The sequence below is a fragment of the Tabrizicola thermarum genome, from assembly GCF_003574395.1.
Lineage (GTDB): Bacteria > Pseudomonadota > Alphaproteobacteria > Rhodobacterales > Rhodobacteraceae > Tabrizicola > Tabrizicola thermarum.
In genome coordinates, this window is the sequence record NZ_QMJY01000081.1 from 26,700 (window position 1) to 48,660 (window position 21,961).

Below are 21,961 nucleotides of genomic sequence, written 5' to 3' on the forward strand. Positions count from 1 at the left end.
AGAGGCCCGATGACCGACCCGTCCCGCCGACTGCCGCCCCTGAACGCGCTGCGCGTGTTCCACGTTGTCGTGCGCCATCGCAGCCTGCGCAGCGCCGCCGAGGAACTATCGGTCAGCCCGCAGGCGGTCAGCCAGCAGATCAGGCTGCTTGAGGACGCGCTGGGGGTCACTCTCTTCGAACGCAAGGGCCGCGCGATCGAACCGAACGAACAGGCGATCCTGTTGCAGCATTTCGTGCAGGCGGGCTTTGCCGAACTGGCGGAAGGCGTGCGCCGCGTGGCCGGGCCGGATCACCGCAACCGGATCAACGTGAACGCCAGCCCCTATTTCGCCACCCGATATCTTCTGGATCGGATCACCCGGTTCCGCGACCTTGTGCCCGATGCCGATCTGCGGCTGACCACCATGGTCAACCTGCCCGACTTCATCGCCGATGACGTCGATGTCGCCATCCAGTGGGGCTATGGCACCTGGCGCGGGGTCGAGGCGACACTGCTCTGCCGCGATTACAAGGTGATCTGCTGCACCCCCGACCTCGCCCGCCGGATCGCCGCGCCTGCTGATCTGACCAGCCTGCCGCTCTTGCATCCCGTCCTGTCGCCCGAGCTTTGGCCGAACGTGCTGCGTCACCTTGGTGTCGCGCGGGGGGCGTCGAAAAGCGACATGCAGTTGCAGGACGCCTCGACCGCGCGGCGGGCGGCATTGGCGGGGCTGGGGGTCGGGCTGCTGTCGACGCGGGACGCGGAAGAGGACCTGAAACTCGGCCGCCTCGTCGCGCCATTTGGTGCCGGGGTGATGCAGTCGATGCCGGAAAGCGAAGTGCCCGGCTTCTACCTGATCCTGCCCCGGGCACACCGGCGCGTCAGGACCATCGCCGCCTTCTGCGACTGGCTTGTCGGCCAGGACTGGACCACGGACGCCGACTGACCTGATCGCAATCACCCCCCGGCGCATGGCTGGACCGACACCGCCGCGCCATCTCCTGCGGGCCACGGGCACCTCGCCGCCGTTCAGGCGGACCAGCCGCCCGAGCGCAGATGCGTCTCCGCCAGCGCCTTCAGGAACGAGGTCTTGCCCACCCCGTTCGGCCCCAGGATGCAGGTGATCTCGCCAGCCTTCGCGGCAAAATCGATGCCGTGCATTATCTGGCTGCCACCGTAGTGCAGGGACAGGCCAGTGGTCTCAAGCATGGTTTCGGGCATCATCCACGCCCCAGATAGACGGCGATCACCTGCGGATCGACGGTGACGTGATCCCGCGACCCCTCGGCAAGGACCGCGCCCTCGTGCAGCACCGTCACCCGACAGTTCAGCCGCCGGATGAACTCCATGTCATGCTCCGCCACCACCACCGCCCGGGTCTTCGCCGCGCTGACGGCATCGACCCCGGTCGTGCCCGCCGCCGTCACCGCATTCACCCACTTCTTGGATCCGATGTAATGCGCCTCCATCGGGACGTTCGTCACGCGCTTGTCGTCCTTGATGAAGGCGTGCCAGGCCTCGATGAAGGCCTTGTTCTCTGGGGTATCCGCCTACACACCCGCCGCAGCCAGTTCCTGATGGAAGCCGATGGTCGCATCGCTGTTGCTCGTCGAGATCACGCCGACCTTCTTGCCAGCCGCGCCCGACGCCAACACGTCGCGCTTGATCTTCGACCATTCCTCGCCATCGTACTGCACCGGGTAGAACAGCAGGCCGTTCAACTCCTTGATGACCGGCAGCACCGACTTGCGGCTTACGCTCGTCCAGCAGCCGGACATCACACCGACCTTCGACACGATCAGAAGCTCCCGCGCGTTTTCGGCGAAGAGCGGCCAGTCGGAGGCCGGGTCCACCACACTGTCTCAAACTGCTTGCCCAGAAGCCCGCCCTTGGCATTCTGCTGGTCGATCAGCATCAGCATGGTGTCCTTCAGCGTCGTCGCCGAAATGGCCATCGTGCCCGACATGGCGACAGCAGATTCCCCGGGATTCGGGGCATCTGCATAAATCCGGGGCCGACAATCCTTGCTGCGGCGTGGAAATCGGCAAGGCATGTAAACCGGGGTCAAGTCCGGCTGTTGCGCAGCCTGACGACAGCAGCCAGACTGCCGGGCGGGCAGACAGGCACGAAAAGGGGACGCGATGACCGACCGGCTACAGACCGTACTGGCACAGATCGACGCGGCGAATGCTGCCGACCCGAAGGGCGAGGCCCTGACTTACGGCGAAAGGATGAGCGCCGAGCTGCACCGGCTGTTCCCCAAGGCTTCGGACCTGTTGCAGATCGCGGCCCGCGGCCAGCATGTCGAACGCTGGCTCTTGCCGCGCTCGGACTATCCTCAGGGCAAGGCGGGCTATCTGGAATGGCGCCGCGAACAGGCCCGCCGCCACGCCCGGCGGGTCGCCGGGATCATGGCCGAAGCCGGCTATGACCAGACCGACTGCGAACGCGTGGGTGTCCTGTTGCGCAAGGAAGGCCTCAAGCGCGACCCGGAGGTTCAGGCGCTTGAGGACGTCATCTGCTTCGTCTTCCTGCGCTGGTATTTCGCCGATTTCGCCGCCGGCCACGACCCGACCGCCGTCCTCGACATCGTGCAGAAGACCGCGCGCAAGATGTCGGACACAGGCCGCGCGCGCGTGCTGGCCGAATTCACTCTGCCGGACGCTCTGGCCGCCGCCTTCAAGGCCTGACTACCGCCGCATCCGCGCATCCAGCTCTGCGTTGATCGCCCCGCCCAGCAGCACGGCCCAGACCGACAGATACAGCCACATCATCAGGATTATGACTGCCCCGATCGAGCCATAGATCGCGTTGTAGCTGTTGAAATTCGCCAGATAGACCGAAAACCCGATCGACACCCCGGCCCAGGCCAGCGCCGCGACCAGTACGCCGACAGATATCCACGGGCTACGGAACCCGCCCGGCACGTTCGGGCCAAAGCGATAGAGGATCGACAGACAGGTGACGACCAGCAGGAACATCGCCCCCCAGGGCAGCACCTTGGTCAACCAGGCTCCGAAGGTGCCCAAGGTGACATAGCTCAGCAGGATCGGCACCACGACGACCGTCACCAGCGCGACGAACAGCGCCCCGATCAGCGCGACCGTCAGCACGAAGTCCACCGCCCAGCCCTTGAGCCAGCCCCTCGGCCGAGAGCGGTGAACCACGTCCAGCCCCTGCACCAGCGCCGATACCCCTGCCCGGGCGGAATACAGCGCGATCAGCAGCGACAGGACCGTCGTCCATTGCAGGGCTCGCCTCGGCGCGGTGATCAGGCCCATGACCTGATCGTGGATCAGGGTCCGCGCCTCGGGCGGCAGAAAGCGCTCGGCCACGCCAAGATAATCCTGGATAACCCCGGGATCGGCGAACATGCCCCAGACCGCCACGGCAGCGGCCAGGCCCGGAAACACCGCAAACATGGCAAAGAAGGCAACCCCGGCGGCGATCAGGCCGAAATGCCCGTCGCCCACGCGCTGCCAGACGGCCACCACGAAATCCCAGACCTGCCGAAGCTGCCTCATGCCGCCAGCATCCCCCGGAATTCCGCCCGGCGCAACTTGAAGCCGCCCCTACCCCGGCGCATGATAGCGCCAACAGGAGGATCCCGATGACCTATGTCCCGAACCCCGACCGCTATGGCCGGATGATCTACAACCGCTGCGGCAGGTCCGGCCTGAAGCTGCCCGCGATCAGCCTCGGCCTCTGGCACAACTTCGGCCATGACACGCCACATGCCACGAAACAGGCGATCTGCCGCACCGCCTTTGACCTTGGCATCACCCATTTCGACCTGGCAAACAACTACGGCCCCCCGCCCGGCAGCGCCGAGGAAGCCTTCGGGGAACTCCTGCGCACCGATTTCCGGTCCCACCGGGATGAACTCATCATCTCGTCCAAGGCCGGCTACCTGATGTGGGACGGCCCCTATGGCGAATGGGGCAGCCGGAAATATGTCATCGCCTCCTGCGACCAGTCCTTGAAGCGCATGGGCCTCGACTATGTCGACATCTTCTATTCCCACCGCTTCGACCCCGACACTCCGCTTGAGGAGACGATGGGTGCGCTGGACCACATCGTCCGCTCCGGTCGCGCGCAATACATCGGCATCTCCAGCTACAATTCCCAGCGCACGCGTGAGGCGGTGGCGATCCTGAAGGATCTGGGCACGCCGCTACTCATCCACCAGCCCAGCTACAACATCCTGAACCGCTGGGTCGAAACCGACGGTTTGAAGGACACGCTGAAGGAACTTGGCGTCGGCTGCATCGCCTTCGTGCCGCTGGCGCAGGGGATCCTCACGAACAAGTATCTGAACGGCATCCCTGCCGGCAGCCGTGCGGCCCAGGACAAGTCGCTGCATCCGTCCGTGGTGGAAAAGGCGCTCGGCTCGGTGCGCCGGCTGAACGACATGGCCGCCGCCCGGGGCCAGACGCTGGCGCAGATGGCCATTGCCTGGGTCCTGCGGAACGGAGGCATCACCAGCGCATTGATCGGCGCGTCCAAGCCCGAGCAGGTGGTTGACTGCGTCGGCGCGCTGGACAAGCTGGACTTCACAGCCGAAGAACTGGCCCGGATCGACGCGATCTCCGAAGAAAAGGACATCAATCTCTGGGCCAGGTCCTCCGAGTGCTGACGCCACCTCGAACACTTCGTGTACTCGGCGGCGGCGAGGCGTGCACGAAGTGCTCGATGAGCGGTCAGGCAGGGAGCGGTCAGGCCAGGGTCACTTCGCCGCCAGAAGCTCCGGCACCGACAGCAGCACGAACTCATTGTCCATGGCTTTGTCCAGCGACCGACCCGACGAGAACGGCAGGTTGTTGTCGACCGCCACCATGATGTGAGTGTCGTCCACCTTCATCACGTCCTCGATGGTAAAGAACGGCAGGGTAAAGGTCCCCGCAACGCCGCCTGCGGTCTCGACCCGCGCCTTGCCCTCGGGGTTGGCGATGGCCATCAGATCGATGTGACCCAGTCGCTTCACGAACCCTTCGGCATCAATCTGCGCCGTGTCGATCAGCACCACCCGCTTGACCATCGCCGGCAGCGGAAAGCAGTCCGGCGCCGGATCGCCCGCGCATTTCAGGGCGGGCAGACCCTCGCCATTGTCGCGCTCGATCACCAGGGCGCGGGTCTCATCGATGAAGTTGAAATCGCCGATTGCCGTGGCACCCTCGGCCAGCGCGAACTTGAACTCCGCCCCGGTCCATTCGCCTTTGGCCGGATCGAAGGCCCGCACCGGCAGCGCCGTGCCCGCAGGCTTGCCATCTTCGCCCAGCAACGGCTTCTCCATCATCGCCCACAGCAGGTTCGTCCCCGGCTGCAGCGCCATGCCCTCGTAGCCGCCCGACCGCTGCACGGTCCAATCCTTGCCGGCCACGGACGTCGCACTGATGCCGGGGGTGTCCGGCCCCTTCAGCTGCACATCACCCGCCATCGTCGGATAGACGGCCAGCACCTTCCCATCCAGACTGACGCGCAGGATGTAGGGCCCAAACTCCTCGCCGATCCACAGCTCGCCATTCAAAAGCTGGATGCTCTCCGGGTCGAAATCCGCGCCCGTAAGATATCGGCTGTCCGTGCCTTCATAGGCGATGCGGAACGGCACCTTCATGTCGGGATCGCGCAGGAAGACCGTCTCCTTCACTGCAACCGACCCGCTGGCAAAGTCCGGCGCCCCGCGGTGGAACATGAGCAGCGCGTCCGGGCTGTTCCCCTTCGCGCCAAAGCCATTGTCTGTCAGGGTATAGATCGACCCATCCTCGGCCGGGTTCATCGCAAAGCCGGACATGCCCTGCAGCGGCTGACCCTCGAAAGGCAGCGACAGGCCGGTCGGCCGCTTGCCATGCATCCCGCCGGTATCGCCGGGGACCGTGCCCGCTTTCATCACGCGGGCAGCACCCGTGAACTTGCCCGACATCTGCGCGTCCTTCGGCGCATCAGCAGGGGCAGGGATGAAGGTCGCTGCCGGGATCAGGGCATGGCCTGCCAGCGTGGCGGGAAAGGTCGTCTCGGCGGCCACGGGAAGGCTGACCAGAGCAGTGCAAAGGGTCAGGGCTGACAGGCGCATGGGCAAGGTCCTCGCTGCTTGAATGCACCAGCCCTCGCTACGCGGTGAAGTTTACGTCCGTGTGATGCCTTGGCAACGATCCCGCAACAAGCTGCGCCCGACCTGGCGGGGCCGGGCGCTCAGGAATCACTCTGCCGGAACCTTCGCCACTTCGTCCGACAGCGGATAGGGCAGGCGTTCCACCATCTCTTTCGGGCAGACCTGAAGGAAGTTCCGCCGCTCGCGGTCCCAGTTGCCCAGGATACGTTCTGCGATGCGGCTTCCCGTCTCCTCCAGATGCCGGGCAATCAGGCCCTTCAGCTGCATCTCCCAGTGCGGATGGCCCACGGCGCAGGTCAGGATCGACTCGAGGTTCATGAAGTCCTCGGCCACGCCGTCGGGGTCGTAGACATAGGCCATCCCGCCCGTCATCCCCGCCCCGAAGTTGGCGCCGATCCGGCCCAGGATCACCGCCACCCCGCCGGTCATGTATTCGCAGCCGTTCGAGCCGCAGCCTTCAACGACCACATGCGCGCCCGAGTTGCGCACCGCGAACCGCTCTCCGGCGCGACCCGAGGCGAACAGGAACCCGTCCGTCGCGCCATATAGCACCGTGTTGCCGATGATCGTGTTCTCCTCGGCCTTCAAGGGCGAAGACATCATCGGCCGCACGGTGATCGTGCCGCCGGACAGGCCCTTGCCGACATAGTCGTTGGCGTCGCCCTGCACTTCCAGCTTCAGACCCCGCACCGCGAAGGCGCCCAGCGACTGCCCGCAGGACCCCGTCAGCTTCACCGTCAGATGGTCGGGCTGCAAGGCGTTCCGCATCCCGAACTTCTTGACGATATGGCTCGACGCCCGCGTGCCGATGGTGCGGTGCGTGTTGCGCACGGCGTAGCTGAGCTGCATCTTCTCGCCATCCTCGAAGAAGCGCGCGCCGTCGCGGATGATCTCGGCATCCAGCGTGTCGGGCACCGCATTGCGCGGCTTCGTCCGGTCATAGGTGATCGACCGCGCGCCATCCACGGTGATGAGCAGCGGGTTCAGGTCCAGATCGTCCAGGTTCGCGGCCCCCCGGCTGACCTGGGTCAAGAGATCCGCCCGCCCGATGATCTCGTCCATGCTCCGAGCGCCAATCGACGCAAGGATTTCCCGCACCTCCTGAGCATAGAAGGTGATCAGGTTCACCACCTTGTCCGCCGTGCCCGTGAACTTGGCGCGCAGGCGTTCGTCCTGAGTGCAGACGCCCACCGGGCAGGTGTTCGACTGGCACTGGCGCACCATGATGCAGCCCATCGCGATCAGCGCGGCGGTGCCGATGCCGTATTCCTCGGCCCCCATCATCGCCGCCATCACGATATCCCGGCCGGTCCGCAGCCCCCCGTCGGTGCGCAGCGTCACCCGCTCGCGCAAGTTGTTCATCGCCAGCACCTGATGCGCCTCGGTCAGGCCCATTTCCCACGGCAGACCCGCGTATTTGATGCTGGTCGCAGGCGAAGCCCCCGTCCCGCCGTTGTGGCCCGAGATCAGGATCACATCCGCCTTGGCCTTCGCCACGCCCGCCGCAATGGTCCCCACGCCGCTGGACGACACCAGCTTGACGCAGACCTTCGCGCGCGGGTTGATCTGCTTCAGATCGTAGATCAGCTGCGCCAGGTCCTCGATCGAATAGATGTCGTGGTGCGGCGGCGGAGAAATCAGTGTCACCCCCGGCGTCGAATGGCGCAACCGGGCGATCAGCGCCGTGACCTTCATCCCCGGAAGCTGGCCGCCCTCGCCGGGCTTTGCCCCTTGCGCGACCTTGATCTCCAGCTCTTCGCAGGCATTCAGGTATTCCGCCGTCACGCCGAACCGGCCACTGGCCACCTGCTTGATCTTGGCCGAGGGGTTGTCCCCGTTCGGCTCCGGCGTGAAATGCGCCGGATCCTCGCCACCTTCGCCCGAGTCCGACTTCGCCCCGATCCGGTTCATCGCCACGTTCAGCGTCTTGTGCGCCTCCGGGCTCAGCGCCCCCAGCGACATGCCGGGCGTCACAAAGCGCTTGCGGATCGAGGTGATCGATTCCACCTCCTCGATCGGCACCGGCTTGCCCAGCGGCTTGATGTCCAGAAGGTCGCGCAGATGGATCGGGGGATTGGCCCGCATCGCGGCTGAATATTGCTTCCAGATGTCATAGGACGCCCGGTCGCAGGCCGATTGCAGCATGTGCATCGTCTGCGCCTCCCAGGCGTGCTTTTCGCCCGTGCGCCGCGCCTTGTAGAAGCCGCCGATGGGCAGCACATCCGCGCCGCCAAGCCAGCCCCTGCGGTGCACTTCCTCCAGCTTCTGCTCGATCCCGGTCAGACCGATGCCCGAGATGCGCGACTGCATCCCCGGGAAATACTCGGCCACCATCGCGCGGGACAGACCCACCGCCTCGAAGTTCAACCCCCCGCGATAGCTGGAGATCACGCTGATCCCCATCTTCGACATGATCTTCAACAACCCTGCGTCGATGGCATCCCGATAGCGCCGCATCGCCTCGGTCAGCGGGCCGTCGAGAAGGCCGCGCTCGATCCGGTCGGCGATGCTGTCCTGCGCGAGGTAAGGGTTCACCGTGGTCGCCCCGCAGCCGATCAGCACGGCGAAATAATGCGGGTCGATGCATTCCGCCGACCGCACGTTGACCGAACAGAAGGTGCGCAGCCCCTTGCGCGTCAGCCAGGAATGCACCGCCGAAGTGGCCAGGATCATCGGCATCCCCACCTTCTCCGGCCCCTGGTGTTCGTCCGTCAGCACCAGCTGCCCGGCCCCCGAGCGCACGGCATCCTCGGCCTCGGCCCGGATGCGCTCCAGCCCCTGCCGCAGGTCGTCCAGCCCCTCGCCCACCGGGAAGGTGCAGTCGATGAAGGCCACCTGGTCGCCGAAGCGTTCGACCATCACCTCGAACTCGCGGTTGGCGATGAAGGGGCTTTCCAGCACCAGGATTTCCGTCTGGCTGGAGCTTTCGTCCAGCACGTTCTTCAGGTTGCCGAACCGGGTCTTGAGCGACATCACCCGGCCTTCGCGCAAGGAGTCGATCGGCGGGTTCGTCACCTGGCTGAAGTTCTGGCGGAAGTAATGGCTCAGCGGCCGGTAGACCGACGACAGCACCGCCGGCGGCGTGTCATCGCCCATCGAGGCGACCATTTCCTTGCCGTCCTCGGCCATCGGGGCCAGGACCTGCTCCAGCTCCTCGATGGTGAACCCCGCGGCGATCTGGCGCTTGCGCAGCTCGGCGCCGGCATAGGTCTGCGTCTCGGGGACGTCGCGCAGCAGGCTGTTCAGATCGACGACCTTCTCGATCCACTCGCCATAGGGCTGGGCGGCGGCCAGTTTGTCTTTCATCTCGGTGTCGTGGTAGAGCTTGCCCTCCACCATGTCGACCGCGATCATCTGCCCCGGCCCCAGCGCGCCCTTCTCGCGCACGGTGCTTTCGTCGACCGGAACCATCCCGGCCTCGGACCCCGCGATCAGCATCCCGTCGCCGGTGATGACATAGCGCATCGGGCGCAGACCGTTCCGGTCGAGGCCCCCGCAGACCCAGCGCCCATCGGTCATGGCAAGCGCGGCGGGGCCGTCCCAGGGCTCGATCACCGAGTTGCAGTAGGAATACATATCCGCCCAGGCCTTGGGCATGTTCACCGTCTGCTTCGACCAGGCCTCGGGCACCAGCATGGTCTTGGCCATGGGGGCCGACCGCCCCGAACGCACCAGCACCTCGAACACCGCATCCAGCGCGCCCGAGTCAGACGTTCCCCCCGGAATGATCGGCTTGATGTCCTCGGCCGCCTCGCCGAAGTTGTTCGACGCCATGCGGATTTCATGGGACTTCATCCAGTTGATGTTGCCCTTCAGCGTGTTGATCTCGCCGTTGTGCGCCAGCATCCGGAACGGCTGGGCCAGCCACCACTGCGGGAAGGTGTTGGTGCTGTAACGCTGGTGATAGATCGCGAAGGCGCTTTCGAACCGCTCGTCCATCAGGTCGGGGTAGAAGGTCGCCACCTGCTCGGCCAGCATCATCCCCTTGTAGATGATCGACCGGCAGGACAGGCTGCACAGATACATCCCCTGGATGCCCGCCGCCGTCGCCGCCTTCTCGATCCGGCGGCGGATGATGTAGAGCTCGCGCTCGAACTGCTCCTGGTCGATGTCCTTTTCGCAGCGGATCAGGATCTGCTCGATCTCGGGCCGGGTCGCATTGGCCTTCTCGCCCAGCACGCTCACATCCACCGGCACATGCCGCCAGCCGTAGATGTAATGCCCCATCCGCAGGACTTCGGATTCCACGATGGTCCTGCACCGCTCTTGAGCACCGAAGTCCGTCCGCGGCAGGAACACCTGCCCCACGGCGATCAGCTTCTGCGTGTCGGGCTCATGCCCCGTCCGGCGCACCTGGTCATAGAAGAACCTGACCGGGATCTGCACATGGATCCCCGCCCCGTCGCCGGTCTTCCCATCCGCATCCACCGCGCCGCGATGCCAGACCGCCTTCAGCGCGTTGATGCCGTTCTCCACCACCTTGCGCGACGGCTTGCCGCTGATGGAAACCACCAGTCCCACGCCGCAGGACGAATGCTCATCCTCGGCCCGGTAAAGCCCGTTCGCATCCAGCCAGGCGCGCTTTTCTTCCTCGGCCTTCACCCAGGCGGCATCGTATTTCGTCATGGCTTGCCCCTCACTCACTGGCCAGTAGCGGGAATTTTTCCACACACTGCGCGCGCGTCAAAACGTTGCGACCCTCGCCTGCAAAAGCATAGCTGTCGGGCTTTTGGTCGATGTAGATCTCGTTGGTCATGGTCAGCCCGTTCGCATCGTCGAACAGGCCCACCGGCAGTTCCAGGTTGCCCGCATAGGGCCCGTCCACGGTCACCCGGAACCACAGGGACGAGCCGCATTCGGCGCACCAGGCCCGCTCGCCCCAGGCCGAGGACTGGCGCTTGGCCACATGATCCAAGCCCGTCCACTCCACTTTCTCCCGTGGCACCGTGATCCCCAAGAGCGCCGAGCCCGTCCACTTCCGGCACATCGGGCAATGGCAGACGCCGAAATTCGTCCCCGTCAGCGATGCCTTGAACCGCACCGCGCCGCAGAGACAGCCGCCTGTCCGCTCAAGGTTCATGGGCAACCCTCCAGACCGGAAGCTCCGCCGTCAGCGCGTCGCAGTCGAACAGCGGCTGGCTCGACAGGAACCCCTCTTCCCCCGGAAAGATGAACTGCACGGGAGAGCCGTCGATCGGCAGCCACTGGCCATCGCCGAGGTCGGTTTCCCCCGGCCCGGCGAAGAACAGCCGCCATTCGGGGTGGACATATTCGTTGCCCTTCGACCGGCGCAGGACATTGCCGGACCGGTCGTATTCGGTGAAATCGACCTCGGTCTGGCTCAGCGTGATCCCGTCGATCAGGACAGTCTTGCCGGTCAGGCGGTCATAGCCTTCGGCGCGGCTTCCCGTCCCGTCGGCCTTCGACAGGCTGAAGCTCCAGGTATCCATGCCCTCGGCGATCAGTTCCGTCAGGCTGGCAGGATCGGCCGGGCCGGGGTCAAGCACCTGCTTGATCGGATCATAGCTTTCAAGCCATTGGCCCTCGGCATCGATCCGCGAATAGAAGAACGGCCCCTCCTGGTCGATGTCCACCCGCCACTGATCGCCCGGAGCATCGCCCTGGCAGCGATAGTAGTGCGACACCCGGCAGGCCTTGGACTGCACCGTCATGAAGACCTCGCAGCCCTCTGGCGCCGTCCAGGTCCCGGCCAGCGCGGGGGCGGGCAGAGCGGTCAGGCAGGCTAGGATCAGGAACTTCCGCATCGCCGTTTCACCTTGGATCAGGTCACACATCCTGACATTTGAGTTTCCCTGCACCCTGCGCGCGCATGCATGGCATGACTGTGCATCGAATACGCGGCGCAGCCTACTCCGCCGCCACCGCCCCGGTCTGGGCCAGATACCCCAGGATCGCCTCTGCCGCCTCGCGCCCGTCGCGGATGGCCCAGACGACCAGAGACGCCCCACGCACGATGTCGCCCGCCGCATAGACGCCAGGCAGGCTGGTTTCATGCGTGCGGAAATCGGCCTTGATCGTGCCCCAGCGGGTCACCTTCAGCTCGGGCACGCCCCAGAGCGTCGGCAGATCCTCCGGCTCGAACCCCAGCGCCTGGATCACCAGATCGGCGGGTTCCACATAATCGGCGCCCTCGATCACTTCGGGCGTTTGCCGCCCCGTCGCATCCGCTGGGCCAAGGCGCATCTTCTGCACCATCACGCCCTCGACCTCGGTGCCGCCGGTGAACCCTTTGGGGGCCGAAAGCCACACGAATTCAACGCCTTCCTCTTCGGCGTTCGCCACTTCGCGCTGCGACCCCGGCATGTTCGCCCGGTCGCGGCGATAGAGGCACTTCACCGACAGCGCTCCCTGCCGGATCGCCGTGCGCACGCAGTCCATCGCCGTGTCGCCGCCGCCGATCACCACGACCCGCTTGCCGCTGGCGTTCAGCTCGCCGCTGTCATACTCCGGCACCTCGTCGCCAAACCCGTGCCTGTTCGACGCCGTCAGGTAATCCAGCGCCTTCACGATCCCCTTGGCGCCCACGCCCGGAGCCTCGATGTCACGCGCCTTGTAGACGCCCGTCGCGATCAGCACTGCATCGTGCTGCCCCCGGATCGCGTCGAAGGTGATGTCCTCGCCCACGTTGCAGTTCAAGACGAAGTTCACGCCCCCATCCGCCAGCTGAGCGTTGCGGCGTTCCACCACGTCCTTCTCCAGCTTGAAGCCGGGGATGCCATAGGTCATCAGCCCGCCCGCCCGGTCATAGCGGTCATAGACCGTGACCTGCACGCCCTGCCGCCGCAGCAGATCCGCCGCGGCAAGTCCGCCCGGCCCCGCGCCGATGATCCCCACGCTTTCGGGGCGTTCGGCACGGGGGCGGATCGGCTTGACCCAGCCTTCCTCCCAGGCGGTGTCGGTGATGTATTTCTCCACCGCGCCGATCGTCACCGTGCCATGGCCCGACTGCTCGATCACGCAGTTGCCTTCGCAGAGGCGGTCCTGAGGGCAGATGCGGCCGCAGATCTCGGGGAAGGTGTTGGTGGCCTGGCTCAGCTCATAGGCCTCTTGCAATCGGCCCTCCGCCGTCAGCTTCAACCAGTCGGGGATGTTGTTGTGCAGGGGGCAATGCGACTGGCAATAGGGCACGCCGCACTGGCTGCACCGGCTGGCCTGTTCGGCGGCCTTCCTGTCCGCGAACTCCCGGTAAATCTCGTGGAAATCCTGCGCGCGCGAGGATGCATCACGTTTTTCCGGCATCTCTTTGCCGACCGTGACGAATTTCAGCATCTTCTGCGTGGCCATCGCTGCGCCCTTCACCGGAATCCTTCGGGCCTGCTGGATATCGTGGATCGACAGGCAATAAAAGTCAATATGACTGACCTATATGCAGGTTTTTCTGGAGAAGCGGCAGAATTTGTGACCTCTGTTGCCTATTTAAGGTCAACATTACTTACCTATATGCCAAACTGCACCCCCGAATCCGCCCCGCGCGCCCCTCAGGACGGTGACGCGCAGGGGCTGCGGCTCAGTCGGCGATGACGTCCTGTCTCTGCTGGCCAAGTCCCGCGATGCCCAGTTCCACGACATCCCCGGCCTTCAGGTAGCGCGGCGGCTTCCGGCCCATGCCCACGCCCGGCGGGGTGCCGGTCGAAATGACGTCGCCGGGGTGCAGCGTCATGAACTGCGACAGGTAGCTGACCACATGGGCAACCCCATAGACCATGGTCCGGGTCGAGCCCTTCTGCATCGTCTCGCCGTTCACCGTCAGCCACATGTCCAGCGCCTGGGGATCGGCGATCTCGTCCCGCGTGACCAGCCAGGGGCCAAGCTGGCCGAAGTTGTCGCAGCTTTTGCCCTTCGTCCATTGGCCGGCGCGTTCGGTCTGGAAGGCGCGTTCGCTGACGTCATTGGCGACGGCATAGCCCGCGACGCAAGACAGCGCCTCCGCCTCCGAGACATATTTCGCCCGCGAGCCGATGATGACGGCCAGTTCAACCTCCCAGTCGGTCTTGACCGAGCCGCGCGGGATGATGATCGGATCGTTCGGCCCGCAGATCGCGCTGGTCGCCTTCATGAAGATCACCGGCTCGGGCGGAACCTGCATCCCGCTTTCGGCGGCATGGTCGGCATAGTTCAGGCCAATGCAGATGAACTTGCCGGTCCCGGCGACGCAGGGGCCAAGTCGGGTGCCCTCGGGCACGACCGGCAGCGCATCGGCCTTCACGCCGCCAAGCATGGCCAGGCCGGGGTCGGACAGAACCGCACCCGCAATGTCCGGCACCAGACCTGACAGGTCACGGATCGTGCCGTCGGTGTGAAGAAATCCGGGCTTCTCGGCACCCGCAGCCCCGTGACGCAAAAGCTTCATCTCAGTTCCTCAGATATTGGTCCAGCCGCCGTCGATCACATGCGCGACGCCCGTGGTATAAGACGACTCGTCAGAGGCAAGGTAAACCACCAGCGCCGCGATTTCTTCCGGCTGGCCGATCCGGCCGATGGGCTGGCGGGCGACAAAGGCCGCACGGGCGGCATCATAATCTCCCGTTGCGCGCAGACGTTCCTCCAGAGACGGGCTTTCCACCGTGCCGGGGCAGATCGCGTTGCAGCGGATGCCCTTCGCCACGAAATCGGCCGCGATGGACTTCGTCAGCCCGATGACCCCTGCCTTCGTGGCGCCATAGGCGAACCGGTTGGGGGCCGCGATCACCGAAGAGGCGACCGAGGCCATGTTGATGATCGACCCGCCCCCCTGCGCCAGCATTCCGGGCAGGAAGGCGCGGCACATCCGGTACATCGCCGTCATGTTCAGATCGACGCTGAACGCCCATTGCTCTTCGTCGCAGTCAAGGATGGTCCCGTTGGCGACGAAACCCGCGCAGTTGAACAGGATGTCCACCCGACCCGCGGCCGAGACTGTCGCAGCGATCTCTGAAGGATCGCGGACGTTCAGCAGGCGGGTCTCGATGCCGTATTCCTTCAGACTGTCCAGCGCTGCGGCGTTGATGTCGGTGGCCAGCACCTGCGCACCCTCGCGCGCCATGGCAATCGCACTGGCTCGCCCGATCCCCTGACCGGCCGCTGTGACCAGCGCGCGCTTTCCCTTCAAACGTTCAGTCAAGATGGAAAATCTCCTCCATTGTCGCCCATCATTTTCCGGGCTTGCGGTTGTCCAGCGACATCTGGCACGGGTTCGTCACGGACCGCCAATTCTGCGTCACCGGATCGGCTGCGCTGGCAGCGTCCGCGACAAGGTCCGTGCCGTGACGGTCCCGGGTTGCAGACAGGAAGCCTTCGCCACGCAGCCCGATCGTCATCACCGTCCGCTGCATCACCTCACCGCCCGGAACTGCCAGGGCACCGAGCATCGGAGCTGGCGATCCTGCCTGCGGCGACGCGGATGAAAAGCGCGGCCATCTCCCGGCTCCTGTCTCCCGGGGTGACGCAGGAAAGCGCGTCGCCCGCGTTGCGGTCCAGTCCTGGGACAACTTCAAGACCATTTCCAACCTCGTCGCAACCTTGTTGCAGTGACCCGGCTTGTCACCCGAAGCCAAGCCACAGCCGGTCGTGAAGACCAATGGGCGCGCACCCGGAGTCACCAGCCACGGTGCCCTGCTACCGTGTCGCCCCCGGCAGCACTCGCCGGGGTCGCCCCATCAGGGATATGGCTGTCGCAGCGCAAGGGCGTACCCCGGCGACAGCCCGATCCGGTCGGCCTTCACCTGCCCACGCCCGCAAGGGCGCGGTCCAGGTGGGTATAGCCGCCGTCCACGAACAGCCACTGCCCTGTCAGGTGACGCGCCCGCTCCGACAGGGCAAAGACCGTCATCGCAGCGATCTCGGCCGCGTCGGTCATGCGCTGGCCCAGGGGAATCCGGGCGGTGATTTCCGCCAGCTTGGCATCCGGGTCGTCGAAGCTGCGGATCCAGCGGTCGTAAAGCGGGGTCATCACCTCGGCGGGAAGGACAGCGTTCACCCGAACCCCATGCGGCGCGAAGGCTGCCGCCCATTCCCGCGTCAGGCCCAGCTGCGCCGCCTTGGCCGCGACATAGGCCGAGGTGTTGCCCTGCCCGGTGACAGCCGTCTTGGAGCTGATGTTCACGATCGCTCCCACAGAGGCCTTCAGGTCATCGGCCAGCAGATGAACCAGCGTGTAGTAATGGATCAGGTTGCGTTCCAGCGACGCGCGAAAGGCCTCCGGACCGGCCGCGATCCCGATGCCGTCATTCACGCCCGCGTTGTTCACCAGACCGTAGACCGAGCCATAGCGTTCCCTGGTCTGTTCCACGGCCCTGCGGCATTGCTCGTCGCTGGACAGTTCGACCTCGATCCAGCTGGCGTCGGGACCAAGCCTGGCCAACCACTCGGGATCGGGCGCGCGGCGGGCGAAGATGACCGGCACGGCCCCTTCCGCCGCAAGGTCTTCGGAAATGGCCCCACCGATTCCGGCGGCTCCTCCGGTCACGACAACGATCTTTCCCTTCAGGCCCAGGTCCATGGCGATATCCCCAGTGTCAAAGGCTCCGGCCCTGATCAGTGGGAAGGGCCGGAGCGGTTTCCCGATCGGTCTTGCAGGACCGCCGCGACGACCGGGCAGTCCATGTTCGAGGCATCCCACCAGGCAAGGCCGAAGTCGATCCCTTTCCGCAGCGACTCGCGCCTTCATGGTGCGCCGGCATCCTTGCGGGCAGCCTCTTGCGCCGCGCCGGGGGCGTTTCAGATCACGCCCCTCTTGCCGCTTTCCCGTCCCGCACCGCCAATGCCGCCACCCGGCCGCACCGATCCACCTGGCCCGAGGCTCGGACCCCGTGACCGGCCCGATGGCATCGTGTCCTTCGTTCAGGAACAGTTCGGCAAGATCTTGCGGGCCCCGGCTGGTGCCGAATTGCAGGGCCGGGGCAACGATCCCCGCCGACCCCGACCAGCACCAGGATCTTTCCCGACTTCGACCCGGGTGAAAGCTTGCCCCCTGTTGACCTTCATGCCTGCGCCACGGCAGCTTCTCGCCACGGGCAGCGCCCGGAGAAGGGCACTGACCGTATGACACGAATTCTCTGCATCGGCGAAGCCATGGCCGAAATCCGCCGTGACGGGCCCGGATATGTGGTCGGCTTTGCCGGAGACACCTTCAACACCGCCGTCTACTGTCGGCGGCGGCTGAGGCGCGGAACCGTCGGCTATCTGACCCGCATCGGCACCGATCCCCTGTCAGCCGGGTTCCTGGCCCTCGCCCGACAGGAAGGGCTTGACGTGACGTCGGTCGGTCGGGAAAGGGCGCAGAATATCGGCATCTACACCGTCCAGACCGACGACCGGGGCGAACGGTCCTTTGCCTATTGGCGCGACGCCTCGGCAGCGCGGCAGTTGTTCCGGCAGCCCGAAGACCTTGCTGCGCTGGACACCGCCGATCTGATCTACCTGTCCGGCATCACCCTGGCGATCCTGTCGCCCGAAGCGCGCATGTCCCTTCTGACGCGACTGGCAGCGCTCAGGCAGGGCGGAAAATGTGTGGCATTCGACTCGAACTATCGCCCGAAACTCTGGCCCGACGCCCAGACCGCGCGGCGGGTCATAACACAGGCCTGGACCGTGACCGATATCGCTCTCCCCTCGGTCGACGACGAGATCGCGCTGTTCCAGGACGCCGATGACGCTGCGGTGCTGCAACGGTTGCGCGGTCTGGGGCTGCGGCAGGGCGCTCTGAAACGCGGGGCGAGGGGGCCAGTCGCGCTGGATCCGGATGTCGCCGCCTTCGACTTCCCGCCCGCCGCGCGTGTGGTGGACACCACGGCAGCAGGCGACAGTTTCAACGGCGGCTTCCTTGCGGCCTGGGCCGATGGAGCAGACACGACCGCCTGTCTGTCCGCCGGTCACGCCCTGGCCCGGATCGTGGTCTCTCGTCCCGGCGCGATCGTCGCAACGGAAGACACCTGACCCGCCACCTGCCTTCCGACCAACTCTGCAGCGGTCGCGGCCCTTGCCTTTGGCGCGCTTCGGTGGCTCACGATGTCAAGCCCATGAAGGTCCACGGTCGAGGTCACGCCGGCACAAGTCGCCTTGGCATAACGGGACCGCGTCGGTGTGCCGCCGAAATGGAAATGGAGGGCCCCGCACCCCTACGGGACCCTCCATCCAACCCACGCGCACACCCCTAAGCACCGCGTGATCTGTATAGGGTCCCGGGCGTCCTGCCCTGACTTGTCCGTCTTGCCTCGAATCCCCCGGTCCGGGCAAGGCTCGAGTGCCAAGGTCTTTAGTCAAATCCGGCAGACCTCATGCGAACGACCCGCGCCCGAGGGACACAGGCCATCGCAAGATCCCGACGAATGGGCGTCAGGCGTAAACCGACTCCTTGCCGAAATGCTTGACCAGAAGATAGTAGAACACCGCACGATACTTGTTGCGCTCGGACTTGCCGTAGGTGTCGATGGCGGCGTTGATGCCTTCCATCAGGCTTGGCCCGTCCTTCAGCCCCAGCTTCTTCATCAGGAAATTGGTCTTGATCCGCTCCAGCTCTTCCTTGTCCGAGGCAGCGACCGTCTGCGCGTCATTGTCATAGATCGAAGGTCCGCAACCGATCGTGACCTTGGTCAGAAGCGCCATGTCCGGCGTCATCTTGCATTTGTTGCTCAGATCATCCGCGTATTTCGCGATGAGTTCGTCTCTCTTACCCATGGTATCCTCGTTCCTTTTACCTGTCCCGTTCCGCCACGCACGGGCGGAGACGGGGCGAAGCTTAAGGGAACCGGGCCAAACGGCAACGGGAAAGATCGACACGCATTCCCCGCAGGCCAAAGCCTGCGGCAAGCAGGATCAATAGCGGTAGTGGTCCGACTTGAACGGGCCTTCGACCTTGACGCCGATGTAGTCGGCCTGATCCTTGCGCAGTTCGGTCAGTTTGACGCCGATCTTCTTCAGGTGCAGGCGCGCCACTTTCTCGTCCAGCGCCTTGGGCAGGATGTAGACGCCGGGGGCGTAATCCTGCCCCTTGGTCCAGAGCTCGATCTGCGCGAGGACCTGGTTGGTGAAGCTGGCCGACATCACGAAGGACGGATGGCCGGTGGCATTGCCAAGGTTCAACAGACGCCCTTCGGACAGAAGGATGATCCGGTTGCCCGAGGGCATCTCGATCATGTCCACCTGGTCCTTGATGTTCGTCCACTTGTGGTTCCGCAGGGCCGCGACCTGGATCTCGTTGTCGAAGTGGCCGATGTTGCCGACGATGGCCATGTCCTTCATCTGCCGCATGTGCTCGATGCGGATCACGTCCTTGTTGCCGGTGGTGGTGATGAAGATGTCCGCCGTGGCGACCTCGTCCTCCAGCAGCGTCACCTCATATCCGTCCATCGCGGCCTGAAGCGCGCAGATCGGGTCGATCTCGGTCACTTTCACCCGCGCGCCCGCACCGCGCAAGCTGGCGGCCGAGCCCTTGCCCACGTCGCCATAGCCGCAGACCACGGCGACCTTGCCGGCCATCATCGTGTCGGTCGCGCGGCGGATGCCGTCGACAAGGCTTTCCTTGCAGCCGTACTTGTTGTCGAACTTCGACTTCGTCACGCTGTCGTTGACGTTGATCGCCGGGAAGGGCAGCAGGCCCTTCTTGTGCAGCTCATACAGACGATGGACGCCCGTGGTGGTTTCCTCCGAGACGCCCTTGATCGCGGCGCGCTGCCTGGTGAACCAGCCGGGGCTGGCGGCAAGGCGCTTCCTGATCTGGTTGAACAGGCAGACCTCTTCCTCGCTGGTCGGCACGGCGATCAGGTCGGTCTCGCCTGCCTCGACCCGCGCGCCGAGGAGGATGTAGAGCGTCGCATCCCCGCCGTCGTCGAGGATCATGTTGCAGGTCCCGCCCTCGCCGCCGAACTGGAAGATGCGGTCGGTGTAATCCCAGTATTGCTCCAGCGTTTCGCCCTTGATCGCAAAGACCGGGGTGCCCGAGGCCGCGATGGCGGCGGCGGCGTGGTCCTGGGTCGAGAAGATGTTGCAGGACGCCCAGCGGACATCGGCGCCCAGGGCCTTCAGCGTCTCGATCAGCACGCCGGTCTGGATCGTCATGTGCAAGGAGCCCGCGATCTTCGCGCCCTTCAGCGGCTGCGACGCGCCAAACTCCTCGCGACAGGCCATCAGGCCCGGCATCTCGGTCTCGGCGATGGTGAGTTCCTTGCGACCGAACTCGGCCAAAGCGATGTCCTTGACGATGTAATCCATGGCGTCCTGTGCGTCCTGTATCCTGGGTTCGGCGCGGCCATATCAAATGCGGGCCGCCAAGACAACGCGGCGCTCTTGTCAAGCACCCGGCTTTGTGAAGAGTCTGCCGCACAAGCAAAGGGAAGACATGCCGGACACTCAACGCCATGACTGCGCTGTCGCGTTCTGCTGCGACCGCAATTACTACCATCTTGCGCTGTTCATGGTGTGGAAGATCGCGCACTACAATCCGAACCGCCGCTTCGACTTCGTGATTGCCAGCCGCGACGACCTGTCGCTGCCCGACTGGGCCCGCGCGACAGGCATCATCCTGCACCGGATCGGCGACCTGCCTCGGCACGCCGAAGTCGCGCGCTACGTCGGGTCCATGGCCCCGGTCTATCGGCTGGCCCTCGTGCGCGAGCTGGGAGACCGCTACCGCCGCCTGCTGTATCTGGACAGCGACATGTTCGTCGAAGGCGGCGACATCAACCGGCTGTTCGAGGTCGACATCGGTGAGAGGGCGATCGGCGCAGTTCTGGACGCGCCCTACTTCTTCACGCCGAATTTCCATGCGCGCGAATTCGTTCTGGCGGGCTTCCCGGCGCATCCCTACGTCAATACCGGGCTCCAGCTCATCAATACGCGCGCCTATGCAGAGCAGGAGGTCGAACGGCGATCCTTCGACATCTGCAAGACGCATCCGCAGGCCATCGTACTGACCGACCAGTCCATGACGAACCTTGCCCTGCGTGGCGATTTCGCCCTGCTTGCCCCCTGCTGGAACTGGCAGACCAACAGCCGCTACCCGTTGATGCCCTGGCGCTATCCGGTCTTCCTGCGTCATTTCATCGGCCGGAACAAACCGGACCGGGACTCGAAAGGCGTGTACGAAGCGCGTTTCAACCAGGCCTATCGGCACTTCTGCGAAACACTGTTTCCCGAGGGTCTGCCGCTGCTTGCCCCGCCCTGCAATCCGATGCCGATGTCGCTGGGCGATCTGTCGAACATCGTCCTTCGCCACATCCGCGGGACCGCCATCATTCGTGACATGCTGACCCGCTTCCCGGACCCATACAGGGCCCGGACGTGATGGCTGCGCGCGCGTGGCAAAGGATGCTGTCCGGGCGAAGGCTGGACCTGCTGGACCCCACTCCGATGGACATCGAGGTCGAGGACATCGCGCATGGCCTTGCCTTCGTTGCACGCTGGAACGGCCAGACCCGCGGGGATTGGCCCTATTCGGTGGCCGAACATTCCCTGCTTGTCGAAGAGATCTTCGCCCGGTCAAACCCTGGCATCGCGGCGAAATGGCGACTGGCTGCCCTGCTGCACGACGCGCCGGAATATGTGATCGGCGACATGATAAGTCCGGTGAAGGCAGCAGTGGGTCCGGGATACGGCGCGCTGGACGAACGTCTCGCGGCGGCAGTTCACCTGCGGTTCGGGCTGCCGATGGTTCTGCCCGCGCCGATCAAGAAGGCGATCAAGGCGGCGGACAAGGTGTCTGCCTGGCTGGAAGCAGTGCGGATCGCAGGGTTCCAGGAAGCGGAGGCGGACAAGCTCTTCGGTCGGCCGCAGCCTGCGGTGATCCACCGGCTGGAAATCAGACTTCGTCCGCCCGCAGAGGTGCGGGCGGACTATGCGGCATCGGTTGCGCGGCTCCTGGCCGCCTGCGATTGAC

General features: G+C 65.1%; 19 protein-coding genes and 2 pseudogenes. 6 read left to right on the plus strand and 15 right to left on the minus strand.

All coding sequences use genetic code 11. From position 1 onward, the window contains the following. The first annotated feature begins 9 nt into the window (after window positions 1-9). Window positions 10-927, plus strand: coding sequence for a LysR substrate-binding domain-containing protein (locus D5084_RS14555; protein ID WP_128516229.1), 918 nt, complete (start codon window positions 10-12; stop codon window positions 925-927). A 63-nt stretch (window positions 928-990) separates the two neighbouring features. On the opposite strand, the pseudogene D5084_RS14560 reads toward D5084_RS14555, so the two are convergent. The 3 genes and pseudogenes from D5084_RS14560 to D5084_RS18770 form a co-directional block, all read right to left on the minus strand. Further along, window positions 991-1,190: pseudogene (locus D5084_RS14560) on the minus strand (ATP-binding cassette domain-containing protein); the annotation flags it as partial. Between the two features lie 11 nt (window positions 1,191-1,201). Further along, a complete protein-coding gene (locus D5084_RS18765) occupies window positions 1,202-1,504 on the minus strand; it encodes a transporter substrate-binding protein (RefSeq protein ID WP_354001229.1) in 303 nt (100 codons plus the stop codon). Window positions 1,505-1,531: 27 nt separating this feature from the next. Beyond that, window positions 1,532-2,034 (minus strand): annotated as a pseudogene (locus D5084_RS18770) (transporter substrate-binding protein). 88 nt (window positions 2,035-2,122) lie between these two features. On the opposite strand from D5084_RS18770, the gene D5084_RS14575 reads away from it, so the two are divergent. Then, window positions 2,123-2,671 (plus strand): DUF4202 domain-containing protein, encoded by a 549-nt coding sequence (locus D5084_RS14575; RefSeq protein WP_128516232.1) that lies wholly within the window; start codon window positions 2,123-2,125, stop codon window positions 2,669-2,671. On the opposite strand, the gene D5084_RS14580 is transcribed toward D5084_RS14575, so the two are convergent. Continuing rightward, the gene (locus D5084_RS14580) at window positions 2,672-3,505 is read right to left on the minus strand and encodes a YihY/virulence factor BrkB family protein (RefSeq protein WP_128516233.1); all 834 of its coding nucleotides are present in this window, start codon (window positions 3,503-3,505) and stop codon (window positions 2,672-2,674) included. A gap of 86 nt (window positions 3,506-3,591) precedes the next feature. Between D5084_RS14580 and mgrA the strand changes: the two genes are divergently transcribed. Beyond that, window positions 3,592-4,617, plus strand: a complete 1,026-nt coding sequence (gene mgrA, locus D5084_RS14585) for an L-glyceraldehyde 3-phosphate reductase (protein WP_128516234.1) — start codon at window positions 3,592-3,594, stop codon at window positions 4,615-4,617. Window positions 4,618-4,707: 90 nt separating this feature from the next. Here mgrA and D5084_RS14590 read toward each other — a convergent pair whose 3' ends face one another. The 9 genes from D5084_RS14590 to D5084_RS14630 all read right to left on the minus strand — a co-directional run bounded on the left by D5084_RS14590 (window position 4,708) and on the right by D5084_RS14630 (window position 16,588). Beyond that, window positions 4,708-6,051, minus strand: a complete 1,344-nt coding sequence (locus D5084_RS14590) for an esterase-like activity of phytase family protein (protein WP_128516235.1) — start codon at window positions 6,049-6,051, stop codon at window positions 4,708-4,710. A gap of 126 nt (window positions 6,052-6,177) precedes the next feature. Beyond that, entirely contained in the window at window positions 6,178-10,716 is a 4,539-nt protein-coding gene (gltB, locus tag D5084_RS14595; protein WP_128516236.1) for a glutamate synthase large subunit, read from the minus strand. A 10-nt stretch (window positions 10,717-10,726) separates the two neighbouring features. Further along, window positions 10,727-11,170, minus strand: a complete 444-nt coding sequence (locus D5084_RS14600) for a GFA family protein (protein ID WP_128516237.1) — start codon at window positions 11,168-11,170, stop codon at window positions 10,727-10,729. Next, a complete protein-coding gene (locus D5084_RS14605) occupies window positions 11,160-11,855 on the minus strand; it encodes a hypothetical protein (RefSeq protein ID WP_128516238.1) in 696 nt (231 codons plus the stop codon). Before D5084_RS14605 ends, D5084_RS14600 begins: the two co-directional genes overlap by 11 nt. 103 nt (window positions 11,856-11,958) lie before the next feature. Continuing rightward, window positions 11,959-13,395, minus strand: a complete 1,437-nt coding sequence (locus tag D5084_RS14610) for an NAD(P)-dependent oxidoreductase (protein WP_128516239.1) — start codon at window positions 13,393-13,395, stop codon at window positions 11,959-11,961. A gap of 223 nt (window positions 13,396-13,618) precedes the next feature. After that, the gene (locus D5084_RS14615; RefSeq protein WP_128516240.1) at window positions 13,619-14,461 is read right to left on the minus strand and encodes a fumarylacetoacetate hydrolase family protein; all 843 of its coding nucleotides are present in this window, start codon (window positions 14,459-14,461) and stop codon (window positions 13,619-13,621) included. 9 nt (window positions 14,462-14,470) lie between these two features. Next, window positions 14,471-15,211, minus strand: coding sequence for an SDR family oxidoreductase (locus tag D5084_RS14620; RefSeq protein ID WP_128516241.1), 741 nt, complete (start codon window positions 15,209-15,211; stop codon window positions 14,471-14,473). Between the two features lie 28 nt (window positions 15,212-15,239). After that, window positions 15,240-15,458 carry a hypothetical protein gene (locus D5084_RS14625; RefSeq protein ID WP_128516242.1) on the minus strand — a complete coding sequence of 73 codons (219 nt, stop codon included), beginning with the start codon at window positions 15,456-15,458 and terminating at the stop codon, window positions 15,240-15,242. A gap of 350 nt (window positions 15,459-15,808) precedes the next feature. Further along, window positions 15,809-16,588, minus strand: coding sequence for an L-fucose dehydrogenase (locus tag D5084_RS14630; protein WP_128516243.1), 780 nt, complete (start codon window positions 16,586-16,588; stop codon window positions 15,809-15,811). 542 nt (window positions 16,589-17,130) lie between these two features. Here D5084_RS14630 and D5084_RS14635 point away from each other — a divergent pair. Then, on the plus strand, window positions 17,131-18,024 hold the full coding sequence (locus D5084_RS14635) for a sugar kinase (protein ID WP_128516244.1): 894 nt from the start codon (window positions 17,131-17,133) through the stop codon (window positions 18,022-18,024). A gap of 399 nt (window positions 18,025-18,423) precedes the next feature. Here D5084_RS14635 and D5084_RS14640 read toward each other — a convergent pair whose 3' ends face one another. Both D5084_RS14640 and ahcY read right to left on the minus strand, forming a co-directional pair. Then, complete coding sequence (locus D5084_RS14640) at window positions 18,424-18,765, minus strand: DUF2853 family protein (RefSeq protein ID WP_128516245.1); 342 nt, start codon at window positions 18,763-18,765, stop codon at window positions 18,424-18,426. Between the two features lie 138 nt (window positions 18,766-18,903). Further along, window positions 18,904-20,298, minus strand: a complete 1,395-nt coding sequence (ahcY, locus tag D5084_RS14645) for an adenosylhomocysteinase (RefSeq protein WP_128516246.1) — start codon at window positions 20,296-20,298, stop codon at window positions 18,904-18,906. 127 nt (window positions 20,299-20,425) lie between these two features. Here ahcY and D5084_RS14650 point away from each other — a divergent pair, with 127 nt between their 5' ends. Then, window positions 20,426-21,370 (plus strand): glycosyltransferase family 8 protein, encoded by a 945-nt coding sequence (locus tag D5084_RS14650; RefSeq protein ID WP_162302445.1) that lies wholly within the window; start codon window positions 20,426-20,428, stop codon window positions 21,368-21,370. Further along, on the plus strand, window positions 21,370-21,960 hold the full coding sequence (locus D5084_RS14655) for an HD domain-containing protein (RefSeq protein ID WP_128516248.1): 591 nt from the start codon (window positions 21,370-21,372) through the stop codon (window positions 21,958-21,960). The genes D5084_RS14650 and D5084_RS14655 overlap by 1 nt, the downstream gene beginning before the upstream one ends. Window position 21,961 lies beyond the last annotated feature (1 nt).